Genomic DNA, 21,204 nt, shown 5'->3' on the forward strand with positions numbered 1-21,204 from the left:
GCTCTGGGAATCCTAAGGAACGGGCGAAGAGCAATCCCCCGTACTGCCCTGGGACAACCATTCCGAATCGGAATCGTTATCGCCCAGGCGGCACCCCGGCCAGCCTTTTCAGGACACCGCCGCCATTTCACCGGCTCGCTCCCGCCCCTGCGGCGGCGGCTCCGCATCGCCGTCCGTAACACGCTCCGGACGCTCCGTCAGACCAGGCTCGGCCCTGATCGCCCTGCGGAAGGCGGCCGTTCCGCGGCTCAGGTCATGCCCCACGGCGACGGCCTCGACATCGACGAACGTCCGCCGCTGACCACCCTGTTCCTCCTCACGCACCTTCAACCGGCCGTGCACGAGCAGTGGTTCACCGACGGAAACGGAACCGGCCAGATTGACGGCCAGGGCCCGCCAGGCCCAGACGGTGTAGAAGCTGGTGTGCCCGTCGGCCCAGAGCTGTTTCTCGCGGTCCCAGCGGCGCGGTGTCACGGCGAATCGGAATCGCGCCATTCCTCCGGTGGCCGTCTCCCGGAACTCCACGGCCGTGGCCGCGTTTCCCACCAGCGTCACCAAGGTCTCATTCATTTTTCCCGCCCCCGATTCCTGTCCTGACGTGCTGTCGTCTTCCTGCCCTGACGTACTGTCGTCCGACGTTGCCGTACGGACTCCATGGTGGACGCCGGAAGGGAATCGCGCCGGGGCCTGTGGACTACCGGCCGGTTGTGGAAAACTCCGCCACCGTCACGTACCGCTCGCGCACCTCCCGGTAGCGCACCAGCTCGGCGGCGACCGGGTCCAGGACCCTCGCCCGGCCGCACGCGGCCGCGGCCTCGCGCAGCCGTCGCTCCGCGTCCTGCCCGTAGCGCCGGGCCGGTCCCCGGATGGCCGCCGCGCAGGACCACTCCACCAGCGGCCCGCCGACGACTCCGGCCAGCATGATCAGCGCGGGGGTGACGAGCCCCGGCTCCAGGACGCCGATGATCTGGCCGACCAGCCACAGACCGCCGAAGATCTGGATCAGCGTCATCGACACCTGGGCCAGCACCGCGGCGGGCCACCACTTGGGCCGGGGCGGCTTGGCCGGGCGCCCGCCGACCGGGGGGCCGCCCCTGCTGCCCCGCCCCTCGGCACCGTCACTCCCGGGCTGATCATGCCGGCCGGAGCCGCCGCCCCGCCCGGTGGCTCCGGAGCGCCGCCCGGCACCGCCGCCCCGCCCGCCCGCACCGGGCGCCCCCGCCTTCACCGCCAGCTCGTCCAGCGCTTCGGGCAGCCCCTTCGCCCCGCTGAACGCGGCCTCCCGCACTGCCTGCGCCCAGGGTCCGGGCAGCCCGTCGGCGGCCTCGTCCGCGACGATCCGGACCGCCTGTTCGACCCGCTGCCGGGCCGTCAGTTCCTCCTCGGGCGGGGTGAGCGCCTGGCCCATCCGGTCCAGGCTGCCGGGCAGGCCCCGGGACTCGTACCAGCGCCACAGCCGCAGCCACGGCGTCCCGCAGGCCCGGCCCGCGTTCCTGCGCCACTCCCGCTCGGCGGCCTGCCCGGCGGCCGCCGCCCCGACGGCTTCGGCCAGCCGGTCGGTGAACTCCTCCCGGGCCCGTTCGCCGAGACCCGGCCGCCCCTCCGCCACGTACACGGGGCGCAGCCGCGCCGCCGCCGCGTCGACGTCGGCGGAGAGGCGGCGGGTGGCGGCCGTGCGGTCCTGGACGAACCGGCCGACCATCTCGCGCAGTTCGGGCACCCCGTCACCGGTGAGCGCGGACAGGGACATGACGGTGGCGCCGGGTTCGCCGTGCTCGCCGAGGGCGATGCCGTCCTCGTCGAGGAGGCGGCGCAGATCGTCGAGGACGAGGTCGGCGGCCTCGCCGGGCAGCCGGTCGGTCTGGTTGAGGACGACGAAGGTGACCTCGGCGTGTCCGGCGAGCGGGCGCAGATAGCGTTCGTGCAGGGCCGCGTCGGCGTACTTCTCCGGATCGACGACCCAGATCACCGCGTCGACCAGGGCCAGGACCCGGTCCACCTGTTCACGGTGTTCGGTGGCCGCCGAGTCGTGGTCGGGAAGGTCGACCAGGACGAGCCCCTGGAGCACCTCGTCGGAGGCGACGGGCCCGGGGTGGGGCCTGCGCCGCAGCCGCCCCGGGATGGCGAGGCGGTCCAGCAGTCCGGCGGCCCCGTCGGTCCAGCTGCACGCGATGGGCTGGGAGGTGGTGGGGCGGCGCAGCCCGGTGTCGGAGATCTGGGCCCCGGCCAGCGCGTTGAACAGGGTGGACTTCCCGCTGCCGGTGGCGCCCGCGACGGCGACGACGGTGTGCCGGGAGGAGAGCCGCTGCCGGGCCGCGGCCTCGTCCAGCACCCGTCCCGCCTCGGCGAGGGTGTCCCGGTCGAGCCGGGCCCGGGAGAGACCGACGAGTTCGCGCAGGGCGTCCAGGCGGGCGGGCAGCGGTCCGCCCGAGGGAACGTACGCCTCGACCTGTGGCCGTACGTCGTCCTCGTCCGGGACTCCGGGCCCGGGCTCCCCGCCCCGGCGGGCCTCGGCAGCGGCGGCGCGGCGGGCGATGAGCCCGTCGTCCCAGCGCCGGCCGGTGCGCTCGCCGTCGGGCCCCGGCGTGGGCCCGTCCTCACGGCCACCGTCCTTCCGCGGGCGGGCCTTCGCCGCACCGTTGTCGTGGTCCTCGTCCGTGACGGCGGTCATCGCTGCCACCTCTCCTTCTGCAGTACGGAAAGCGCGGCGATCAGTTCGGCCTGGGGTTCGGGGGCGACGTCGAGGGCGTCGAGCGGGGCGAGGCGGCGGTCGCGTTCGCCGCCGAGCACCTGGTCGATATAGCCGGTCAGCAGCTCACCTCCCTTGTCACGGAGCCTCAGCGCACCCTGGGCACCGATGCGTTCGGCGAGCTGCTCCCCCGCCGTACGGGCCCGTCGGCCGCCGAGGAGGGCGGCCGCGAGGAGGGCGGCGACGGTCTCGGGGTCGGGCGCCACGCTGCGGTCGAGCTGGCGCACCTCCTCGTCGGCCAGCTCCTCCAGGACCCGCCGCCACCTGCGTACGGCGACGGCGATCCGCCCCTCGACGTCCTCGGCGGGCCCCCACCCCCCGGAGTCCCGTCCCGCGCCGTCGAACCGGAACAGGGCCCCGGCGGGCTCGCGACGCCACTGGGTGCGGATCTGTTCGTCGGCGGCGGAGACGGAGCACTGGAGGAGGGCCACCAGGCTGTCGACGAGCGCTTCGAGGAGTTCCTCGGGCGCGCTGTAGAGCGGGTAGCCGCGCCACCGGGTCCGCGCGTCCCCGGAGAGCACCGCCCCGCTCTGGAGGCGTCGTCTGATCCGGGCGGCCTCCTTGCCGTACGCGTCCTCGACCACCCCGGTCAGCCGTACGGAGGCGGCGTACTGGGCGGCGACGGCGGCGGCCAGCTCGGGCATCCGTACGTTCAGCGACTCGATGACGCCGGACGCGGTGCGCCCCACCGCCTGCTGCCGGGCCGCGGGGTCCTGGGCCCGGTGGGTGAGCCAGGCGCGCAGCGGGGCGACGGCGGTGGTGGGGAGCAGTCCGCTGCCGCCGCCCGCGGACTCGGGCAGTTCGGGGATGGTGAACCGGGGTACGTCCCCGAGTCCGGCCCGGGTCAGCAGCGCCGCGTACTGCCGCGACACCTCGGCGATCACCTGGTGGGGCACCCGGTCGAGGACGGTGATGAGGGCCGCGTCGTACTCCTTCGCGGTACGCAGCAGGTGCCAGGGCACGGCGTCGGCGTAGCGCGAGGCGGTGGTGACCATCACCCAGACGTCGGCGGCGCAGATCAGCTCGGCGGCGAGGACCCGGTTGCGGACGACGAGCGAGTCGATGTCGGGGGCGTCCAGGATCGCGAGCCCGCGGGGCAGACTGACGGCGGTCTCCACCCGGAGCGCGGTCTCCCCGTGCTCACCGCGCGCCCCGAGGTCGTCGAGCCCGTCGGGGTCGGGCGTCTGCCCCGGCGGCAGCCAGATCCGGGTGAGCTGCGGCAGCACGCGTACCCCGGCGAACCAGTGGTGGTCGTCGGGGTGGCAGACCAGCACCGGGGTCCGCGTCGTGGGCCGCAGCACCCCGGCCTCACTGACCCGGCACCCCACCAGCGAGTTCACCAGCGTGGACTTCCCGGCCCCGGTGGAGCCGCCGATCACGGCGAGCAGCGGCGCCTCGGGGTCCTTGAGGCGTGGGAGCAGGTAGTCGTCGAGCTGGGCGAGGAGTTCGACCCTGGTCTGCCGGGCGCGTTCGGCCCCCGGCAGGGGCAGTGGGAGACGCACAGCGGCGACACGGTCGCGCAGGGCGGAAAGTGCGTCGATGAGCTGAGGCCGTACGTCCATGGTCACCACATGCGAAGAATGCCCAATTTTAGAGCCTTTTTGAAGCTTATAGCCCCCTCTGCGCGGCGGTTCCACCCTCCGGACAGAGTCCGGACAGAGGGGACGAGTGGGGCAGGGGCATAACGAGTGCACAACACCCGGCGCGCGGGGGGCGAAAACTGGTGCAGGAATCGCACCCACCTGCGATTATCGGTTCGCTTCACCGAACCTCCACATCGTGCCACGCAGGTGAAGCAACCGGGTCCAGGGGATCGGAGCCCTATCCTTGTCCCGGCACGGCCACGGAACCACCGATCAGGACTCCCGGCCCCCGTAGCTCAGTGGATAGAGCAGGTGCCTTCTAAGCACTTGGCCGCAGGTTCGAGTCCTGCCGGGGGCGCACGATCCAAGATCCTCTTTCGGGAGGGTCTTTTCTGCTGGTCAGGGCGGTTTCCGACGGCCGGTCGAGAAGCCGGGAAGCGAGGCCGAGGCGGCTTGGAATGTCCCGCTGAAATTGGAATGTCCCGCTGAAACCGGCCGGTGGCGAGGTTCGGCCTGGAACCGGCCGGCGGCGAGTTTCGCCGACCGGTCGGCCCGGAAGCGGCCCGCAGTTCGGGCCGCCCACTGGTGCTCTGTCGCCGCGGTGGCCGGGCGGAAGCACGCCCGGCTCGGAGCCGGAGGGGAGCGCGTGCGGGACGGTCGAAGTGCCCGGTGTCCGGCAACTGCCCACCCGACCGTCCGCGCCGGAGCAGGCCTGAGCTTCGATCCTCCTGTTCTTCACGGCCACCGGCCTTCCGGCTCGCGGACTTACAGCTGCCGTGACAGGCCCCGGCGGCGAGAATCCTCCCTAGTAGGGTCGGAATGTGGCTACCCCTCTGTTCATCGACACAGACCTTCATAACCTTCCCGCCCTCCCCGTGGAGGCTGTGGAACACGGTGAGGTCTTCACGCGACGCTGGGTGGTCGACCTTGCCCTCGATCTCCTCGGCTACACCGTGGACAAGGACCTCACCGAGGTGAGGCTTGTCGAGCCCGCCTGTGGCGCTGGTGCATTCCTGGTCGCGATCGCTTCAAGGATCAGTTCGTCCTGCCGCGCGCACAATCGCCCCATCACGGATGCACTCTCCGCAGTTCGAGCCCTGGACCTGTTGCACCGCAACGTGCTGCGGAGCCGCGCGACTGTCGAGGCGCAGTTGGTTGCCGAGGGATGGCCGGCAGAGGAGTCGCGAAAGGTGGCTGCGGCTTGGGTCGAGCAAGGTGACTACCTACTGCAAGCTGACGCCGACCATCGAGCTGACTACGTGGTCGGCAACCCTCCGTACATCCGCCTCGAAGACGTTCCCGACGCCCGGATGACTGCATACCGTCAAGCCTGCACCACGATGGGTGGCCGAGCAGACATCTACATCGGCTTCTACGAAGTAGCGCTACGGAGCCTCGCCCCAGGGGGGCGGCTGGGCTTCATCTGTGCGGACCGCTGGATGCGGAACCAGTACGGTCGTCGACTCCGGCAGATGGTACGCAGCCGCTTCAGCATGGACGTGGCGCTTGTCATGCATGACGTAGATGCCTTCGACGATCAGGTCTCGGCCTATCCGGCCATCACGATCATCTCCAACCAGGCTCAGGGCCGCGCAGTGGCAGCAGACACCACCCGGGAGTTCGGCAGCGCGCAGGCCCGGGACTTTGTGTCCTGGTGTGCACAGGACTCCTCGCAGTCGATCACCACAACGGCGTTCCAAGCAGCCCGCATGCCCAACTGGTTCCCGGATGAGGATTCCTGGCCGGCCGCCTCCCCCGCCAGGCTGGCGGTACTCGAGGAACTCACAGAACGCTTCCGGCTGCTGGAAGACGACAAGACAGGCACTCGGGTCGGCATCGGCATTGCCACCGGCGCCGACAAGGTCTTCCTCACGGAAGACAAGGGGCTCGTCGAGAGCGATCGCCTCCTCCCCATGGCCATGGTCCGCGACACGACCAGCGGTGCCCTCCACTGGCACGGCACATATCTGGTCAACCCATGGACAGCCGAGGGCCGCCTCGTCGATCTTGCCGCGTATCCCCGCCTCGCCTCGTACTTCGAGGAACATGGAACCGCGCTACGGAAGCGCTACGTCGCGACCAAGCAGCCTGATCGCTGGTACAAGACGATCGACAAGGTCGATCGCCGCCTGATCGGTCGGCCGAAGCTGCTGTTGCCGGACATGAAGCTGACGATCCATCCGGTCCTCGATGAAGGCGGACTGTACCCTCACCACAACCTGTACTTCATCGTCTCGGCAGCCTGGGACATGCGCGTTCTCGGCGGTCTGTTGCTGTCGAAAGTTGCCGAGGCTTTCGTAGAGGCGTACGCCGTCAAGATGCGAGGGGGAACGATCCGCTTCCAGGCTCAGTACCTCCGCAAGATCCGCGTGCCCGATCCGCAGGCGATCAGCGAGTGCGACCAGGTCGCACTCAGGGAAGCCTTCGACAACCGCGATGCGCAGGCTGCCACTGAAGCTGCTCTGCGTGTCTATGGGCTCGCCGAACTACCCGACTAGAAAGGAACGGATCTTGACGGTTACCCGCCAAGACTTCGAGGACGCCATAGCTGCGTACTGGGACGCCAAGAATAATCAGCACGAGCTCTCCGCCATCAAGGACGCCGTGGGGGCGGGAACGGCTGGCTCAGTGCGAGGAGGAAGGCATTTCGACCACATTGTTGCGTTGCTCGCCAAGTTCTTCCTCGATGCTGGTTACGCAGCGGAAGACATTCGCGTAAGTAAGCAGCAGGGACTGGAGCTTCCTGGGTACTACCGGCCCCAAAAGCAGTGGGATCTCGTGGTGACTCGCGGCAACACCCTGGTTGCCGCCTTCGAACTCAAGGCCCTGGGCGGGCCTTCGTTCGGAAACAACTACAACAACCGGGTCGAGGAAGCACTAGGCAGCGCAGTGGACCTGCGCCGCGCCGCCCTCGCTGACGCTTTCCCCGGCGAGAAGCCGTGGCTCGGGTATTTTTTCATAATGGAAGATCACCCCAAGTCTCGCAGCCCAGTATCGGTCCGGAAAGGCCCATTTCCGGTCGAGCGGATCTGGCTGGGGAAGTCCTATCAAGACAGGTTCGCCATTTTCTGCGAGCGCCTTATGGACGAGGGGCTTTACGACTCTGTCTGCTATATCACGTCATCGAAGGAGGAAGCGAGGCCAACCGAGCCCGTCACAAGCCTGGACTGGCGCCACTTCTCTGCAGCAATCAACGCTCGCATCAGGTACCTGGAGGACCTGGGACTCCCTGGCCCTGGTCAAGGAAATCTGCCGATGTAACAGCATCGCGGCGCCGCTGGATTCGGTGCCGCGATCCGCTTCCGTCAGCCTGCCGGAAACCGACAGTCCGATACAACGCGTGGCGACCTCAGTCGCCCGGAGCGTCACTGAGTGCGCCGAGGAGCATTTGCAGCTCGCGCGGACCTCCACCGCAGACCGCCTCCGCTGATTCGATCAGCCCCATCAGGCCCTCCAGCGAGGAATCGCTGCGAACGTGCCCCACTATTCCGACCCAGTAGCCAATCGAATCCGGGGCACCTGCGACATAGATCTCTTCGGGCAGCTTCGCGTTGCGCAAGAACTCGTAAGCCTTGGTCTTTACGGGAAAAAGAGACAAAAGTACGGCGGATATCGCCAACTCTATTACATTCAGCCAGGCTGCACTGTCGAGCTCTGAGGCAGCCGTCAGTGCGTCAGAGTCAACCTGCGGGCTGCCCCTTCGGTGCAGAAGCGCCCATGAACCATCCCCGTCATGGGGCTCCCGCGCTCCAGCTGGTACGCCCCCGGGCGCTGTCTGCGACGGCTGCTCCTCACCGCCCCCCGCAACGGAATACTCCCGGGCGGCAGAGATCCACAACTCGCGGAACCGGTGCACCTCTTCGTCCTGGTCCCGACCAGCCAGACCGGCAAGTTCATACGCCAGCGCGCGTACGACTGTCAGCGCGGGCAGGTCCGGCTTGCGGAAGGCCGCATGGATGGTGCTCTTGGAGCCGGAGGATGACATTCGTGCCATATCCGGACAACTCGGCCACCCAGCCAGCAAGTGCAGCTGGTGCAGAGCTTCGTTGAGTTCCCTGAGAGCGCCCGGGGGAAGCCCCGGCTTCTGCAAGGCCTTGGCCACGACTTACCCCCGACCGTCCAGCACCGTCCAGAAACGTCCAGCAATACTCGCACGGCGTCCAAGCATGTGCTCGGACGCCCTAAGACATCGAAAGGCAGCCTCACACATCCTGGCCTGCAAGGGAGGGGTGACTCTAGGTGCGGGGCGCCCAGCCAGGGGTGCACGACCAGGAGGGTCTCGAAAGCATGTCGAAGAAGTCCACTTCCGAGAAGTCCACCTTCGAGCGGTTGATCCGCACCGCGCTGTTCGCATCCGTCCGTGGGGCGGCGTACACCGCAGGCGCCGTCATGGTGACGGCAACCGTCTGGTGGCTACAGAGCCTGTAGGTGCCTATCAAGTTCACAAAACGGGGCGTTGAGCTCCTCCTTGCGGGCGACTCCTGCCAGGGGCGCCACGGGCCTCCCCGACCTCCGCTTCGAGGTCGGGAAGCCGCGCGGCGGCCGCTGAGGCCTGTCCGCCGGGGAGTACGGGACAGCCCCTAAGAGGCCACGCCGCCCAGCCACAGCACGTCACGCGCCCGGGTCATCGCCACGAACAGCTGGCTGCGCAGCAGCTCTTCACGCTCCCGTGCCGTCTCGGCCGCCTCCGCCGCGTGGGGGTCGCCGGACAGCGACCCGTTCGGCAGGGCGGCAGTGTGCTGCGGCAGGTACACGCGCTTGAACTCCAGGCCCTTGGCCCTGCGATAGGTGCCCAGCTTGACCGCGTCGACGGGGCGGCCGTCGTAGTGCTCCAGCAGGCACACCGGGATCTCCGCCTGGGTGAGCAGCCGCTGGTAGTGGCCGATGGCCCGCACGGAGGGACACAGCACGGCGGCGTCGGCCCGCGCGCCGTCGGGCAGGGCGTGCAGCGCGTCGAGGAGCGCCCGGTCGTGTTCGGTCACCGTCGGCTCGGTGACCCGCACCACCTGGCCGTCGTGGTACGTGAGATCGACGTCCCGGCGGCCCGGTGTGCGCAGGCCGTCGATGTCGTCGAACGCGACATCGGCTACCACCGCGAGCGCCGTGTCGAGGATCTCCTTGCTGTTGCGGTAGTTGGTGCGCAGGACCTGGCCGCGGTCGCCCCGGATGTCGATGCCGGCGTCGGCGAGGCGGAACCCGCCCGGGTAGACGGCCTGTTGGCCGTCGCCCACCAGAAGGAGGCCGTTGGGGGCATCGCCGGCCAGGGCGTGCAGCAGGCGCACCCCGACGAGGGTGAGGTCTTGGACCTCGTCGACTATCACGGCCGCGTAGGGCGGCTCCCCCGTGTGTCGGGTCGCCTCCGCCAGGGCGAGGGAGAGGACGTCATTGAAGTCGTGCACACCGCGTTCGGCGCGCAGCGACTCGTACGTCTCGTACAGCTCCCACACGGCCTGCCGGTGCGGCCTGCGCAGAATCGCCCTGCGGCGGCGCCGGGCCACGGTCGCGTACTCCTCGAAGGCGGTGATGCCCCGGCCCTTGATGACGTGGTCGATCTCCTCGCGCCAGTAGCCCGGCGCCGGGTCGATCTCGGCGAGGCGGCTGCCGCGCCCGACTCGCGTCCAGGCGAGGCTGAAGGCGGTCTCGGCCTTGTCCTTGTGCAGCCGGACCTGGACGCCGCGCTCCTGGAGGAACTCGTGCGCCCACGCGTGCAGACTGCGGAAGTCCACGCGGTCGGCGACCGCCGGGGACATGGCCCGCAAGAAGGTGCCCTGGACCCGGGGCAGGTTGTTGGCGAACGTGACGAACAGAATCCGGCCGCTGGTACGCCGGGCCAGGTGGGCCGCGCGGTGCAGGCCCACAACGGTCTTACCCGTGCCCGCCGGACCGCTGATGCGCGCCGGGCCCGACCAGTTGCGGCGTACCAGCGCGACCTGGTCGGGGTGGAGGAACGTCATCCACTGCTCGATCGGGGCCCGCATCGCCTCTTCCAGCGCCGCGTCCCGCAGACCGGAGAGGTCGAACAGCCCTTCTGGTTCGGACTGTTGGCGCGCATCGGCCTGGCGAGGGAGCCCGGCGGGAGGCGGCGGGGCCGTCTGTGCGACCTCCGATCCCTCGTAGTCGGGGAAGACCCGCTCCAGATGGTCGGCGATCGCCCGGACCGATTCCTTACGCAGCCGGGAGCGTTCGGACAGGAGAGCGGGGCCGACCTCGTGCTCCCCCAGGAGCCGGATCCGGCCGAGCTCGGCGTCGACCCGACGGCCCGCGAAGACCATGAGCGGCTGGACCGCCACCGGGGACAGTCCGAGCGAGGCGACCGCGCCCTCGGCGGCCTTCGTCACCGCCAGGAGCCTGGTGGCGTGCTCGTCGCGCGGTTCGCCGCCCGCCAGGAGCTTGCCGTCCAGGACCTCGGGTGCGGACCGCCAGTTCTTGACGTCGATCACGAAGACCCCGCCGGGCCCCACCAGCAGCATGTCCACGTTGGCGGTACGCGTCCCCGGCCACCGCCGGTCCACGAGCAGACGCCAGCCGCGCTCCGTGAGCACCAGCAGCTGGGCGGCGACCAGGCGTTCGCCCTCGCTCCCCGCCTCCCACTGGCGTGCCTGGCGCCGGGCCGCCTGCCACTGTTCACGCAGCAACCGCTCCTGGCGCCGCGCCTCCTGGGCCCGTCGCGAAGCCGACCCGCCTGCCCCCATACCCAGCCCCCCCCTCGTACGCCCCGTAGTGATCATAGGACGGTCAGCGACGGGGCGTCAGGGCGCGTCGCTTTCCGGGGCTCGACGAACCGCGTGGCCGCGAGCGCCGGAAGCAGCGGCCCGGCACCTACGTCGCTGGACACCTCGACCGCGTCGGAGTCCGGTTCCTCGTTCGACCCTCCACGTCCCCCGTCCGCCTGGGTGACGCGTTCCGTCACCGGGTTCGTCAACCTACCGGGGGGACTCCCTGGTGTCTCACGCGTCCCGCCGCCTCAGGAGCAGCAGGGCGGCCGACGCGACGGCGGCCGTGCAGGCGGCGACGAGGAGCAGGGAGGGCCAGGGGCCGAGGCTGCCCACGGCGTCGGCGGTGGCCTCGGAGGTCTGGGTGAGCTTCTCCAGGGCGGCCGTCGGGGAGACTCCGGCGACCCAGCGCTCGGCGTCGCCGAATAGGGGGCCGAACAGGGACGGCAGGAGCAGCAGGCCGATCACCGTGGTGACCGCCCCGGCGGAGTGGCGTACGAGGATGCCGACGGCCAGGCCCAGCACGGCGGCCACTGCGAAGGAGGCGGCGATGCCGAACAGGGCGGGCAGCGGCTCGCCCTGCGCGTATCGGCCCTGCGGCAGCAGCGCGTCCCCGACGAGGTAGGCGAGGGAGCAGGAGAGCAGGGCGAGGACGTACATCACGCCCGCCACCAGGGTCGCCTTGGCCGCGAGGACCGTGCCCCGGCGGGGGACGGCGGCGAACGTCGTACGGATCGTGCCGCTGCTGTACTCCCCGGTGACCACCAGCGCACCCACCACCGCCGCCAGCATCTGGGCGACGACCGAGAGCGTGAGGCTGCCGCCGAGGACGGTGTCGTCGGGTTGCAGGCTGCCGGTGGCGGCGACGAACACCGCGCCGACGACGGGGAGTGCGGCGGCGGCCGCGGTCGTCCACACCGTGGAGCGCACACTGCGGAACTTGATCCACTCGTAGGCGAAGGCCTCCGGGAAGCCGGTCCGCTTCCGCTGCGTTTCCCTGTTCGTTCCGGGTCGGTCGAGAACGGTCATCGGACTGTCTCCTTCCGGCTCGCCGAGTGGGTCCTGTCCTCGGCCCGGTAGGCCCGGTACTCCACCGAGGACTGCGACAGCGTCGTGTAGACCTCCTCCAGCGAGGAGTGTGCGGGCGTGAGTTCGTGGACGGCGATCCCGTGGTCGCGGGCCAGGTCGCCGATGGTCGCGGCATCGGGCCCGTCGACCCGCCAGCCGCCCCGGGCGTCGAGCCGGACGCCCGCTCCAGCCGCTGCCAGCAGGGCCCGGAGCTTCTCCGGTTCGGGGGACCGTACGAGCGTGTGGGCGCGGGAGTTGGTCTCGATGAAATCGCGCATCGTGGTGTCCGCGAGGAGCCGGCCCTGTCCGATCACGATGAGGTGGTCGGCCGTGAGCTCCATCTCGCTCATGAGGTGGCTGGAGAGGAAGACCGTGCGGCCCTCCGCCGCCAGCGACTTCATCAGCTCCCGGACCAGGCGGATGCCCTCGGTGTCGAGGCCGTTGACCGGTTCGTCGAGGATCAGCACCTCCGGGTCGCCGATCAGCGCGGCCGCGATGCCGAGCCGCTGGCCCATGCCGAGCGAGAAGCCCTTGGTGCGTTTGCGGGCCGTCGCGACCGGCAGGCCGACCAGGTCGAGCACCTCCTCGACGCGGCGGCGCGGGATGCCGTTGCTCGCCGCGAGTCCGGCCAGGTGGTGGTAGGCGGAGCGGCCGCCGTGGACGCCCTTGGCGTCGAGCAGCGAGCCGACGGCGCGCAGCGGTCGGGGAAGGTCCCCGTACGCCTTCCCGTCCACGGTGACGCGTCCCGCGCTCGCGGAGTCGAGGCCGAGGATCAGGCGCATGGTGGTCGACTTCCCGGCGCCGTTCGGACCGAGGAAGCCGGTCACCCGGCCGGGGCGGACGGTGAACGACAGCCGGTCGACGGCGGTCCGGTCGCCATAGCGTTTGGTGAGTTCCGTTGCTTCGATCATGCCGCCGACGCTACGAGCGGGGGGCCGGGGGCGAATCCTCCGGCGGGAGCCGCCTCCTACTCCCGCCGGAGTACGGTCCTGTCGGCGCGCGGCCCTGTCGGCGCGCGGCCCGTCGGCGCGCCGTCCTGTCGGCCTGGTCAGCGGTCTCCGGCTCTGACCAGGCCCGTTTCGTAGGCGAGGACCACCAGCTGGGCCCGGTCGCGGGCTCCGAGCTTGGTCATCGTCCGGCTGACGTGGGTCTTCGCCGTCAGCGGACTCATGATCAGCTCCTTGCCGATCTCCTCGTTGGTCAGTCCGGCGGCGACGAGCGCCATCACCTCGCGCTCCCGGTCGGTGAGGACCGCGAGCCGTTCGGCGCCCGCCGCCTCGGGCGCCTTCAGCCGGGCGAACTCCTCGATCACCTGACGGGTGACGGCCGGGGCGAGCAGGCTCCGGCCCGCGGCGACGGTGCGGATCGCGGCGCGCAGGTCGTCCGGCTCGATGTCCTTGAGCAGAAAGCCCGCGGCACCGTGGCGCAGGGCCTCGAAGACGTACGCGTCCACCTGGTACGTGGTGAGCATGACCACGCGGACGTGGTCGAGGGAGCGGTCCCGCGCGATCCGGCGGGTGGCTTCCAGGCCGTCGACGCCGGGCATCCGGATGTCCATCAGCACGACGTCCGGACGGGTCATCCGGACCGCCTCGACGGCCTGGGCGCCGTCGGCGGCCTCCGCGACGACGATCAGGTCGTCGGTGAGGTCGAGGAGGGCCCGGAATCCGGCCCGTACGACGGTCTGGTCGTCGGCGAGGACCACGCGGACGGTCGTCGCGCTCGCGGAGGTGCCGTCTGGCCGCTCGGTCATGAGGTCGCTCCGGAGGTCGTGCTCACGGGGTCGCTCCAGAGGTCGTGCTCACCGGTCGCTCCAGGAGTGGTGCTCACGGAGTCCCTCCTTCGGCCGGGAGCTCCGCCGGAAGTTCCGGCGGGAGTTCCGCCGGGAGTTCGGCGTGGACGCGGAATCCGCCGCCCGGGTCCGGACCGTACGTGACACTGCCTCCCACCGAGACCGCCCGCTCCCGCATCCCGATCAGGCCGAAGCCCTGGTCGGCGGCCCCGGCTCCGGGCGGGTCCGGGGGCGGCGGGACCGGCGGGCCGTCGTCCACGACCTCCACGCTCAGCCGGGGGCCGGTGCGGGTCACCGACACCGCGGCGTGCGTGGCCGCGGAGTGCCTCACCACGTTGGTCAGCGCCTCCTGCACGATGCGGTACGCGATGGCCTCGACGACTGCGGGAACCCCGGCGCCCCCCGTGTCCCGGCGCAGACTGACCCGTACCCCACCCGCCTCGACCCCCGCCACCAGCTCGTCCAGCTGGTCCAGGCGGGGCGCGGGGGCCGTGGACTCCGCCTCGCGCAGGACGGACAGGGTGGCACGCAGCTCCCGTACGGCTTCCTTGCCGGAAGAGCGCACCTGGGTCATCGCGCGCCGGGACACCTCAGGGGCCGTGTCCAGCGCGTCGAGGGCCACCCCGGCCTGGACGGTCATCGCGCTCACGGTGTGCGCGAGGATGTCGTGGACCTCCCGGGCGACCCGCGCCCGTTCCTCCCGGACCCGGCGGGCCGCCTCCCGCTCGCGGTCCTCCTCGGCCCGGACGGCCCGTGCCGCGTACTCGGCGAGCAGTTCCCGGCGGGTCCGTACCACCTCACCCAGCAACAGCGGGACGAGCGGCCAGACCATCTCCAGGACGGGCAGGCCCTGCGGGTTCACCACGTCCCGTCCCACCACCAGCGCTACCGCACCGGAGGCGAGCGAGGCGACGACCGCCGTCCACAGTGTGCGCCGCCGGTCGCCCAGCACCGCGACCGTGTACAGGGCCACGATCACCGGAAGGTTCAGCAGCTCCCCGATGTGCCCGTACAGTGCCCACCCGGCGCAGGCCGCCCCGGTCACACAGGCCACCGGAACGGGCCAACGGCGGCGGCAGGCGAGTGCCGCCAGCGAGACCACGAGCAGCGCCCAGGTCAGCGCGTCGGCCTGGCGGTAGCCGGGATCGTTGACCGCCGCGTCGGCCGCCGTGAACACCCCGACCACCGCCGCCACCAGCAGATCCGCGGCAAGCGGCGGCAGGGCCCGCGCGCGGGCGGCCAGGCGGTCGAAGGTCATCACCCCCCTCACGGTAGGAGGCTCTGCGCCCGGACGCATACGACAGAGGGAGTACGACAGCGGGAGCGGGAGTACCCGGGGCGCGTCGTTCCGGCGGTACGGCACACCCCCGCCGCGGCATGCTCCCGGGCAGGCGTTCGGACCCGCTCGGGCGGGAGTTCGGGAGGCGGCGCAACCTTCCACCGGACGGGACGTTCGGTAGGGCTCGGAAGCGGGCAAATCATCAGGTAGGCCATATGTGGCCCTCGTCCCCCCCACCCCCCAGGCCGCTCCCGACGGCCGCATCCACCGGCGCACCTGCGCAACTTCCCGTGCGCTCTCCCCCCGGGGCCGTCGGCCCCGCCGCACGCACAACGGACTGCGGACACCGAACCGCCCGCACACCGAACCGCCCGCACACCGACCGCCCGTGTGAACCCACGCACCCGCTTGACCCCACGCAGCCGCTGGGAAAGGAGCGCCACGATGGCGACGCCGCTGTCCGCCGACAAGCTGCTCAAAGCCCTCCGCGACGAAGGCCTCCACGTCGTCGAACACCGGAGCTGGCGTACCAACAACCGCAACCACAAGGGCCCCTGGGGCCCGACGCACGGGGTGATGATTCATCACACCGTCACCTCGGGCACGACGTCCTCCGTCGAGCTCTGCTACAACGGCCACTCCGCCCTGCCCGGCCCGCTCTGCCACGGCGTCATCGCCAAGGACGGGTCCGTCCACCTCGTGGGCAACGGCCGCGCCAACCACGCCGGACTCGGCGACGACGACGTACTGCGTGCCGTCATCGCGGAGAAGGCGCTGCCCCCCGACAACGAGGCCAACACCGACGGCAACAGGCACTTCTACGGCTTCGAGTGCATCAACCTCGGCGACGGGAAGGACCCGTGGCCCGCCGCCCAGCTGCTGGCGATCGAGCGGGCCGCCGCCGCCGTCTGCCGGGCCCACGGCTGGACGCAGCGGTCGGTGATCGGGCACCTGGAGTGGCAGCCGGGCAAGATCGACCCGCGCGGGTTCACGATGAACTCGATGCGCACGAGAATCGGCAAGCGGCTGGGCGGCGCCCCGGACGGCCCCTCCAAGCCGCCGCCGAGACCGAGGTACGAGCCGTACCCGGGGGCCGCGTTCTTCAAGGTCGGCCGCAACAGCCCGATCGTCACAGCAATGGGAAAGCGCCTGGTCGCCGAGGGCTGCGGCCGGTACACGGTGGGCCCCGGCCCGGCGTGGTCCGAGGCCGACCGGCGGTCGTACGCCGCCTGGCAGCGCAAGCTGGGCTACACGGGCGGCGACGCGGACGGCATCCCCGGCAGGACCAGCTGGGACCGGCTGAAGGTCCCCAACGTGTGACGCTGGAGGCCGAAGGCCACCCACGTGCGGGTGACCCGGCGACTGACTGTCTGCCTCCGAGGAGCGGTGCGACGACGGTAGAGGTACGGACGGTCACGGCCGGAGAACTGCCCCGGTACGCCGACGGCATCCACGACGTGTACGCACGAGCGTTCGCGGGCCCGCCGTGGCACGAGAATCCGGCCGGTGCGGACCCCTACGCCGAGCGGCCGGCGCGGGACGCACGGCGGCCCGGGTGCCCCTCGGCCCCCGTCACCCCCGGCGCGCGGAGGCCGGTCGGGGATGACGCCCTACAGGGCCGCGGTCAGCAGGGCGCACGCCGCCAGCGCGAACGCGGTGCGGACCTGGTGGAGGGTGTTCCAGCGGGGCTCGAAGGCCGCGCGCGCCGCACTGTCGTCGCCGCCCTCGGACGCGGCGAGGGCGTTGTTGAGCGGGACGTTCCCGGCGATGGTCACCGCATGGCCGGCGACCGCGCAGACCAGGGCGGCCACGATGGCGGGCCCCGCCACCTCGTCGTGCTCGCCCAGGCCGGTGAAGAACGCGGCGGCGGGCAGGGCGACCACGCCCAGGAACAGGACGAGGAAGACGGGCCCGGGAACCTTCTCATTGAAACGGCGCATGGCAGCCGTGAACTGTTCGTCCGTCAGTTCTGCGAGGCCGGGCATGATCGCGACCAGGAAGGTCAGCATGAAACCCGCGTAGAGGCCGTTGACGATCACGGAGAGCGCCAGGAGCAGGGAGGTCATGGCGGACATCATGACGCGGAACTCCGGTGCGTACAGCCATTCACCGGATGACCGTACGAACACGTCCGCGCGGACGCACGCCCTTCTCCGCTCCCTCCTGGTGTGACGTGACGCCGCAGTTGGCCAGTCGGCGGTCCAGTTGGCCGGTGTGGGCGTCGAAGTCGGCCGCAGGGCAGTGAGTGCGGAGCCTTCAGTGACGAGTCTCGCGCACGGCGTGCGGCGAGCCGAACCGCCGACGGCCGCCCGGCCTTCCCGCCTCACGCTGTCAGCTCCCCTCCCGCGGTGATCACTCATTCGGGTACCCCGTGCCCAGTACGCGGCCTCGGCCCTGTCGGCGTGATCATGATGGATGCACGTCGAGTCGGGGGCCGAACGGCCAAGGACGGCATCCGTGCTGCGCCAAGAGCACCGGAAGCAACCTCATGGAGACTTCCCGGGCCACGGATGTGTGTGGCCGCATCCCCTGCTCGCGGCCCAGGACAGGAGTCCCGGGCGGAAGCCGATGTAGGGACGTATCTGTGCACCTCACCCCACACGAGCAAGAACGTCTGATGATGCACGTGGCCGCCGACGTGGCGGAGAAGCGCCGGGCCCGCGGCGTACTGCTGAACCACCCGGAGGCCATGGCGCTGCTGATCGTGCATGTTCTCGAAGGGGCCCGGGACGGCAGGACCGTAGCCGAGCTGATGTCGTCCGGGCGCAAGGTGCTGTCTCGGGAGGAGGTTATGGAGGGAGTCCCCGAGATGATCGAGAACGTGCAGGTGGAGGCCACGTTCCCCGACGGGACGAAGCTGGTCACCATCCACGGCCCGTTCCCGGAGGCGGGCCAGGACGAGGAGCCGGTCACCTGCCCGGGGAAGGTCGACTTCTCCCCCGCGAAGGAGGACGAGGTGGTGATCTTCAACGAGCGCAACAGGCAGCTCGGCCAGGTGACGGAGCTGATGGTCGCCAATCCGACCGACCGGCCCATCCAGGTCGGCTCCCACTACCACTTCGCCGAGGCCAACGACGGACTGACGTTCGTCCGCAAGGAGGCGTGGGGCAGGCGTCTGAACGTCCCCGCCGGCAGTTCGGTGCGCTTCGAGCCCGGCATCACCGAGAAGGTCCAGCTCGTACCCATCGAGGGGGCCCGGGTGGTCCACGGTCTGCGCGGCCGGATCGAGGGCCTGCCCGAGAAGGTCAACGGCTCGCTCGACAAGGTCAAGGGTTCGTTCGACAAGGAGCAGGTGTGAGTACCACCGTTCAGCGCCCCGATCAGTGCCCCGACTGCTCCTGCTGTCCGGAAGAGCCGACGGCGTTCGATCCGTTGACGCGACCGGCCTACGCGGACCGCTTCGGGCCGACGACCCGTGATCGCATCCGCCTCGCCGACACGGCTCTGAGCGTCAGGATCGAGGACGACTGGTCGGGAGGCCCCGGCCGCAGCGGGAACGAGATGGTCTTCGGCGGCGGCAAGGTGATCCGCGAGTCGATGGGGCAGTCCGTCGTGCCGCGCGACGCGGCGAAGGCCAAGTCCGGGAAGTCGGCCGACCTCTCGACAGCGGGTCCGCCGGACACGGTCATCACGGGTGTCGTCGTTCTGGACCACTGGGGCATCGTCAAGGCGGATGTCGCCCTCCGCGACGGGCACGTCGTCGCCCTGGGCAAGGCGTACAACCCCGAGACCATGAACCCCCTCCATGAGGGCGCGGAGCCTCACAACGGCATCGGCCCCCGGCCCACCGACTTCGTCATCGGTCCGGACACCGAGGTCATCTCGGGCAAGGGCAGAATCCTCACCGCCGGCGGGATCGACACGCACGTCCATTTCATCTGCCCCGACCAGGTCCGCGAGGCGTTGTCGGCGGGCGTCACCACGCTCATCGGTGGCGGTACGGGCCCGGCGGAGGGCAGCACGGCGACCACGGTCACGCCCGGCGCGTGGCACGTCAACCGCATGTTCGAGGCGCTGGACAGCGCGCCGGTGAACATCGGGCTGCTCGGCAAGGGCGCCACGATGTCGAAGGATTCGATGCTCGCCCAGGTCGACGCCGGGGTCCTCGGCCTGAAGATCCACGAGGACTGGGGCGCCACACCGGCGGTCATCGAGCAGTGCCTGGAGGTGTGCGAGGAGACCGGGGTCCAGCTCGCCCTCCATGCCGACTCGCTGAACGAGGCCGGGTTCGTCCAGGACACCATCGACGCCATCGGCGGCCGCTCCATCCACGTCTTCCACGTCGAGGGCGCCGGAGGCGGCCACGCTCCGGACATGATCAAGATGGTGAGCGAGCCGAACGTGCTGCCCGCCTCCACCAACCCCACCCGACCGCTGACCGTCAACACGGTCAAGGAGCACTTCGACATGGTGATGGTCTGCCATCACCTCAACCCGAAGGTCGAGGAGGACCTCGCCTTCGCGGACTCCCGGATCCGCCCTTCCACGATGGCCGCCGAGGACATCCTCCACGACCTCGGCGCCATCTCGATCATGTCTTCGGACGCCCAGGCCATGGGCCGCATCGGCGAGATGATCATGCGTACCTGGCAGACCGCGCACGTCATGAAGGTCCGCCGCGGCTTCCTGGAAGAAGACCGGCCCCGCGACGAGCCGGAGACCGGCCCGAAGGCCGGGACAGCGCAGGACGAGACGGCGGCGGACACGACCCCGGAGCCCCGGCCGCCGCTGGCGGACAACCGGCGCGCTCGCCGGTACGTCGCGAAGTACACCATCAACCCGGCCCTCGCCCAGGGCATCGACGCCGTCGTCGGCTCCGTGGAGACCGGGAAGCTGGCCGACCTGGTCCTGTGGGAGCCGAAGTTCTTCGGAGTCAAGCCCCACATGGTCATCAAGGGCGGCCAGATCGCCTACGCGCAGGTGGGCGACGCCAACGCGTCCATCCCCACCCCGCAGCCCGTTCTCCCCCGTCCCATGTGGGGGGCCACCGGCCTGGCGCCCGGCTCGCTCTCCTACAACTTCGTCACCGAACGAGCCATCGGCAACGGCCTGGGCAAGGGCTCCAGGCTCAACAAGCAGTTCAAGGCGATCACCGGCACGCGCGGCGTCAAGAAGGCCCATATGAAGGAGAACCACGCCACCCCGCACGTCCGCATCGATCCCGACACCTACGAAGTCATCATCGGCGGAGCGAAAGTGACCGACGTGACGACCTTCGTCGACGGCCACATCATCGACCGCGCCTACGTATCCGAACTCCCCATGGCCCAGCGCTACTTCCTCTTCTGAGCCCCTCCGGAGCGCAGGAGCCGAGCCGTCAAGCAGAGGAATGAAGAATGAACCGTGCCGCGCTGCTCATCCTGGCCGACGGGCGGTTCCCCGCGGGAGGTCATGCCCACTCGGGCGGAGCCGAACCAGCGGTCGCAGTCGGCCGGATCACGGACGTCGGCACGCTGGAGGAGTTCTGCCGGGGACGGCTGCACACCGCCGGGCTGGTCGCGGCGGCGCTGGCCGCCGCGGCCGCCACCGGGGCCGATCCGCTGGTCCTGGACCAGGCCGCCGACGCCCGCACTCCCGTGGCCGCGCTGCGGAACACTGCCCGCAAGCTGGGTCGGCAGATGATGCGAGCGGCCCGCGCCACGTGGCCGTCGGCCGAACTCGACACGCTCGCGGCGGCCCGGCCGCGAGGCGCACACCAGCCGGTGGTACTGGGCGTGGCCGCCCGGTCGGCCGGACTCGATCCGCTGGATGCCGCGTACGCGGCGGTGTACGAAACCGTCAGCGGGCCGGCCACCGCGACGGTCCGGCTGCTGAGCCTGGACCCGTTCGACGCCACCGCCGTGCTCGCCCGCCTGGCACCGGAACTCGACCGCGTCGCCGCAGCCGCCACCGCCGCGGCGCAGCGCGTCCCCGAAGAAGGAGTCGACGCCCTGCCCGCGGCCTCCGCGCCGCTGCTGGACATCAGCGCCCAGCAGCACGCCACCCGGGCCGCGCGCCTCTTCGCCTCCTGACGCCGACAA

17 protein-coding genes and 1 tRNA gene are annotated in these 21,204 nt (G+C 70.7%); 8 read left to right on the forward strand and 10 right to left on the reverse strand.

Annotated elements, in window-relative coordinates; all coding sequences use genetic code 11:
* Window positions 1-108: 108 nt before the first annotated feature.
* The 3 genes from RI138_RS09635 to RI138_RS09645 all read right to left on the reverse strand — a co-directional run bounded on the left by RI138_RS09635 (window position 109) and on the right by RI138_RS09645 (window position 4,311).
* On the reverse strand, window positions 109-570 hold the full coding sequence (locus tag RI138_RS09635) for a single-stranded DNA-binding protein (RefSeq protein ID WP_311119566.1): 462 nt from the start codon (window positions 568-570) through the stop codon (window positions 109-111).
* A gap of 124 nt (window positions 571-694) precedes the next feature.
* Window positions 695-2,671: a YfjP family GTPase gene (locus tag RI138_RS09640; protein WP_311119567.1), complete on the reverse strand. Its 1,977-nt coding sequence runs from the start codon at window positions 2,669-2,671 to the stop codon at window positions 695-697.
* Window positions 2,668-4,311, reverse strand: coding sequence for an ATP-binding protein (locus RI138_RS09645; protein WP_311119568.1), 1,644 nt, complete (start codon window positions 4,309-4,311; stop codon window positions 2,668-2,670). The genes RI138_RS09640 and RI138_RS09645 overlap by 4 nt, the downstream gene beginning before the upstream one ends.
* Before the next feature lie 306 nt (window positions 4,312-4,617).
* Between RI138_RS09645 and RI138_RS09650 the strand changes: the two genes are divergently transcribed.
* The 3 genes from RI138_RS09650 to RI138_RS09660 all read left to right on the forward strand — a co-directional run bounded on the left by RI138_RS09650 (window position 4,618) and on the right by RI138_RS09660 (window position 7,593).
* A tRNA-Arg gene (locus tag RI138_RS09650) sits at window positions 4,618-4,690 on the forward strand.
* Between the two features lie 463 nt (window positions 4,691-5,153).
* Window positions 5,154-6,830 (forward strand): Eco57I restriction-modification methylase domain-containing protein, encoded by a 1,677-nt coding sequence (locus RI138_RS09655; RefSeq protein WP_311119569.1) that lies wholly within the window; start codon window positions 5,154-5,156, stop codon window positions 6,828-6,830.
* Between the two features lie 13 nt (window positions 6,831-6,843).
* Complete coding sequence (locus tag RI138_RS09660) at window positions 6,844-7,593, forward strand: PaeR7I family type II restriction endonuclease (protein WP_311119570.1); 750 nt, start codon at window positions 6,844-6,846, stop codon at window positions 7,591-7,593.
* 88 nt (window positions 7,594-7,681) lie between these two features.
* Here RI138_RS09660 and RI138_RS09665 read toward each other — a convergent pair whose 3' ends face one another.
* Window positions 7,682-8,434, reverse strand: a complete 753-nt coding sequence (locus RI138_RS09665) for a hypothetical protein (RefSeq protein ID WP_311119571.1) — start codon at window positions 8,432-8,434, stop codon at window positions 7,682-7,684.
* A gap of 185 nt (window positions 8,435-8,619) precedes the next feature.
* Here RI138_RS09665 and RI138_RS09670 point away from each other — a divergent pair, with 185 nt between their 5' ends.
* Window positions 8,620-8,760 carry a hypothetical protein gene (locus RI138_RS09670; protein ID WP_158740469.1) on the forward strand — a complete coding sequence of 47 codons (141 nt, stop codon included), beginning with the start codon at window positions 8,620-8,622 and terminating at the stop codon, window positions 8,758-8,760.
* 152 nt (window positions 8,761-8,912) lie between these two features.
* Here the strand turns inward: RI138_RS09670 and RI138_RS09675 are convergent, their stop codons facing one another.
* From RI138_RS09675 to RI138_RS09695, 5 genes are all read right to left on the reverse strand, one after another.
* On the reverse strand, window positions 8,913-10,967 hold the full coding sequence (locus tag RI138_RS09675; protein ID WP_311119572.1) for a nuclease-related domain-containing DEAD/DEAH box helicase: 2,055 nt from the start codon (window positions 10,965-10,967) through the stop codon (window positions 8,913-8,915).
* Window positions 10,968-11,279: 312 nt separating this feature from the next.
* Window positions 11,280-12,074: an ABC transporter permease subunit gene (locus RI138_RS09680; RefSeq protein WP_311119573.1), complete on the reverse strand. Its 795-nt coding sequence runs from the start codon at window positions 12,072-12,074 to the stop codon at window positions 11,280-11,282.
* Window positions 12,071-13,024: an ATP-binding cassette domain-containing protein gene (locus RI138_RS09685; RefSeq protein ID WP_311119574.1), complete on the reverse strand. Its 954-nt coding sequence runs from the start codon at window positions 13,022-13,024 to the stop codon at window positions 12,071-12,073. The genes RI138_RS09680 and RI138_RS09685 overlap by 4 nt, the downstream gene beginning before the upstream one ends.
* Before the next feature lie 137 nt (window positions 13,025-13,161).
* Complete coding sequence (locus RI138_RS09690; RefSeq protein WP_096630965.1) at window positions 13,162-13,866, reverse strand: response regulator; 705 nt, start codon at window positions 13,864-13,866, stop codon at window positions 13,162-13,164.
* A 73-nt stretch (window positions 13,867-13,939) separates the two neighbouring features.
* A complete protein-coding gene (locus RI138_RS09695; RefSeq protein WP_311122832.1) occupies window positions 13,940-15,163 on the reverse strand; it encodes a sensor histidine kinase in 1,224 nt (407 codons plus the stop codon).
* Window positions 15,164-15,628: 465 nt separating this feature from the next.
* Between RI138_RS09695 and RI138_RS09700 the strand changes: the two genes are divergently transcribed.
* The gene (locus tag RI138_RS09700) at window positions 15,629-16,504 is read left to right on the forward strand and encodes a peptidoglycan-binding protein (protein ID WP_311119575.1); all 876 of its coding nucleotides are present in this window, start codon (window positions 15,629-15,631) and stop codon (window positions 16,502-16,504) included.
* A gap of 290 nt (window positions 16,505-16,794) precedes the next feature.
* On the opposite strand, the gene RI138_RS09705 is transcribed toward RI138_RS09700, so the two are convergent.
* Window positions 16,795-17,262 carry an anthrone oxygenase family protein gene (locus RI138_RS09705; RefSeq protein ID WP_311119576.1) on the reverse strand — a complete coding sequence of 156 codons (468 nt, stop codon included), beginning with the start codon at window positions 17,260-17,262 and terminating at the stop codon, window positions 16,795-16,797.
* Between the two features lie 506 nt (window positions 17,263-17,768).
* Between RI138_RS09705 and RI138_RS09710 the strand changes: the two genes are divergently transcribed.
* The 3 genes from RI138_RS09710 (at window position 17,769) to RI138_RS09720 (ending at window position 21,195) form a co-directional block, all read left to right on the forward strand.
* Window positions 17,769-18,482, forward strand: coding sequence for an urease subunit gamma (locus RI138_RS09710; RefSeq protein ID WP_311119577.1), 714 nt, complete (start codon window positions 17,769-17,771; stop codon window positions 18,480-18,482).
* Window positions 18,483-18,556: 74 nt separating this feature from the next.
* Window positions 18,557-20,473: an urease subunit alpha gene (locus RI138_RS09715; protein WP_311122833.1), complete on the forward strand. Its 1,917-nt coding sequence runs from the start codon at window positions 18,557-18,559 to the stop codon at window positions 20,471-20,473.
* A gap of 47 nt (window positions 20,474-20,520) precedes the next feature.
* Window positions 20,521-21,195 carry an urease accessory protein UreF gene (locus RI138_RS09720; RefSeq protein WP_311119578.1) on the forward strand — a complete coding sequence of 225 codons (675 nt, stop codon included), beginning with the start codon at window positions 20,521-20,523 and terminating at the stop codon, window positions 21,193-21,195.
* Window positions 21,196-21,204: the final 9 nt, after the last annotated feature.

It is taken from the genome of Streptomyces durocortorensis (genome assembly GCF_031760065.1).
In the GTDB taxonomy this organism is placed as follows: domain Bacteria; phylum Actinomycetota; class Actinomycetes; order Streptomycetales; family Streptomycetaceae; genus Streptomyces.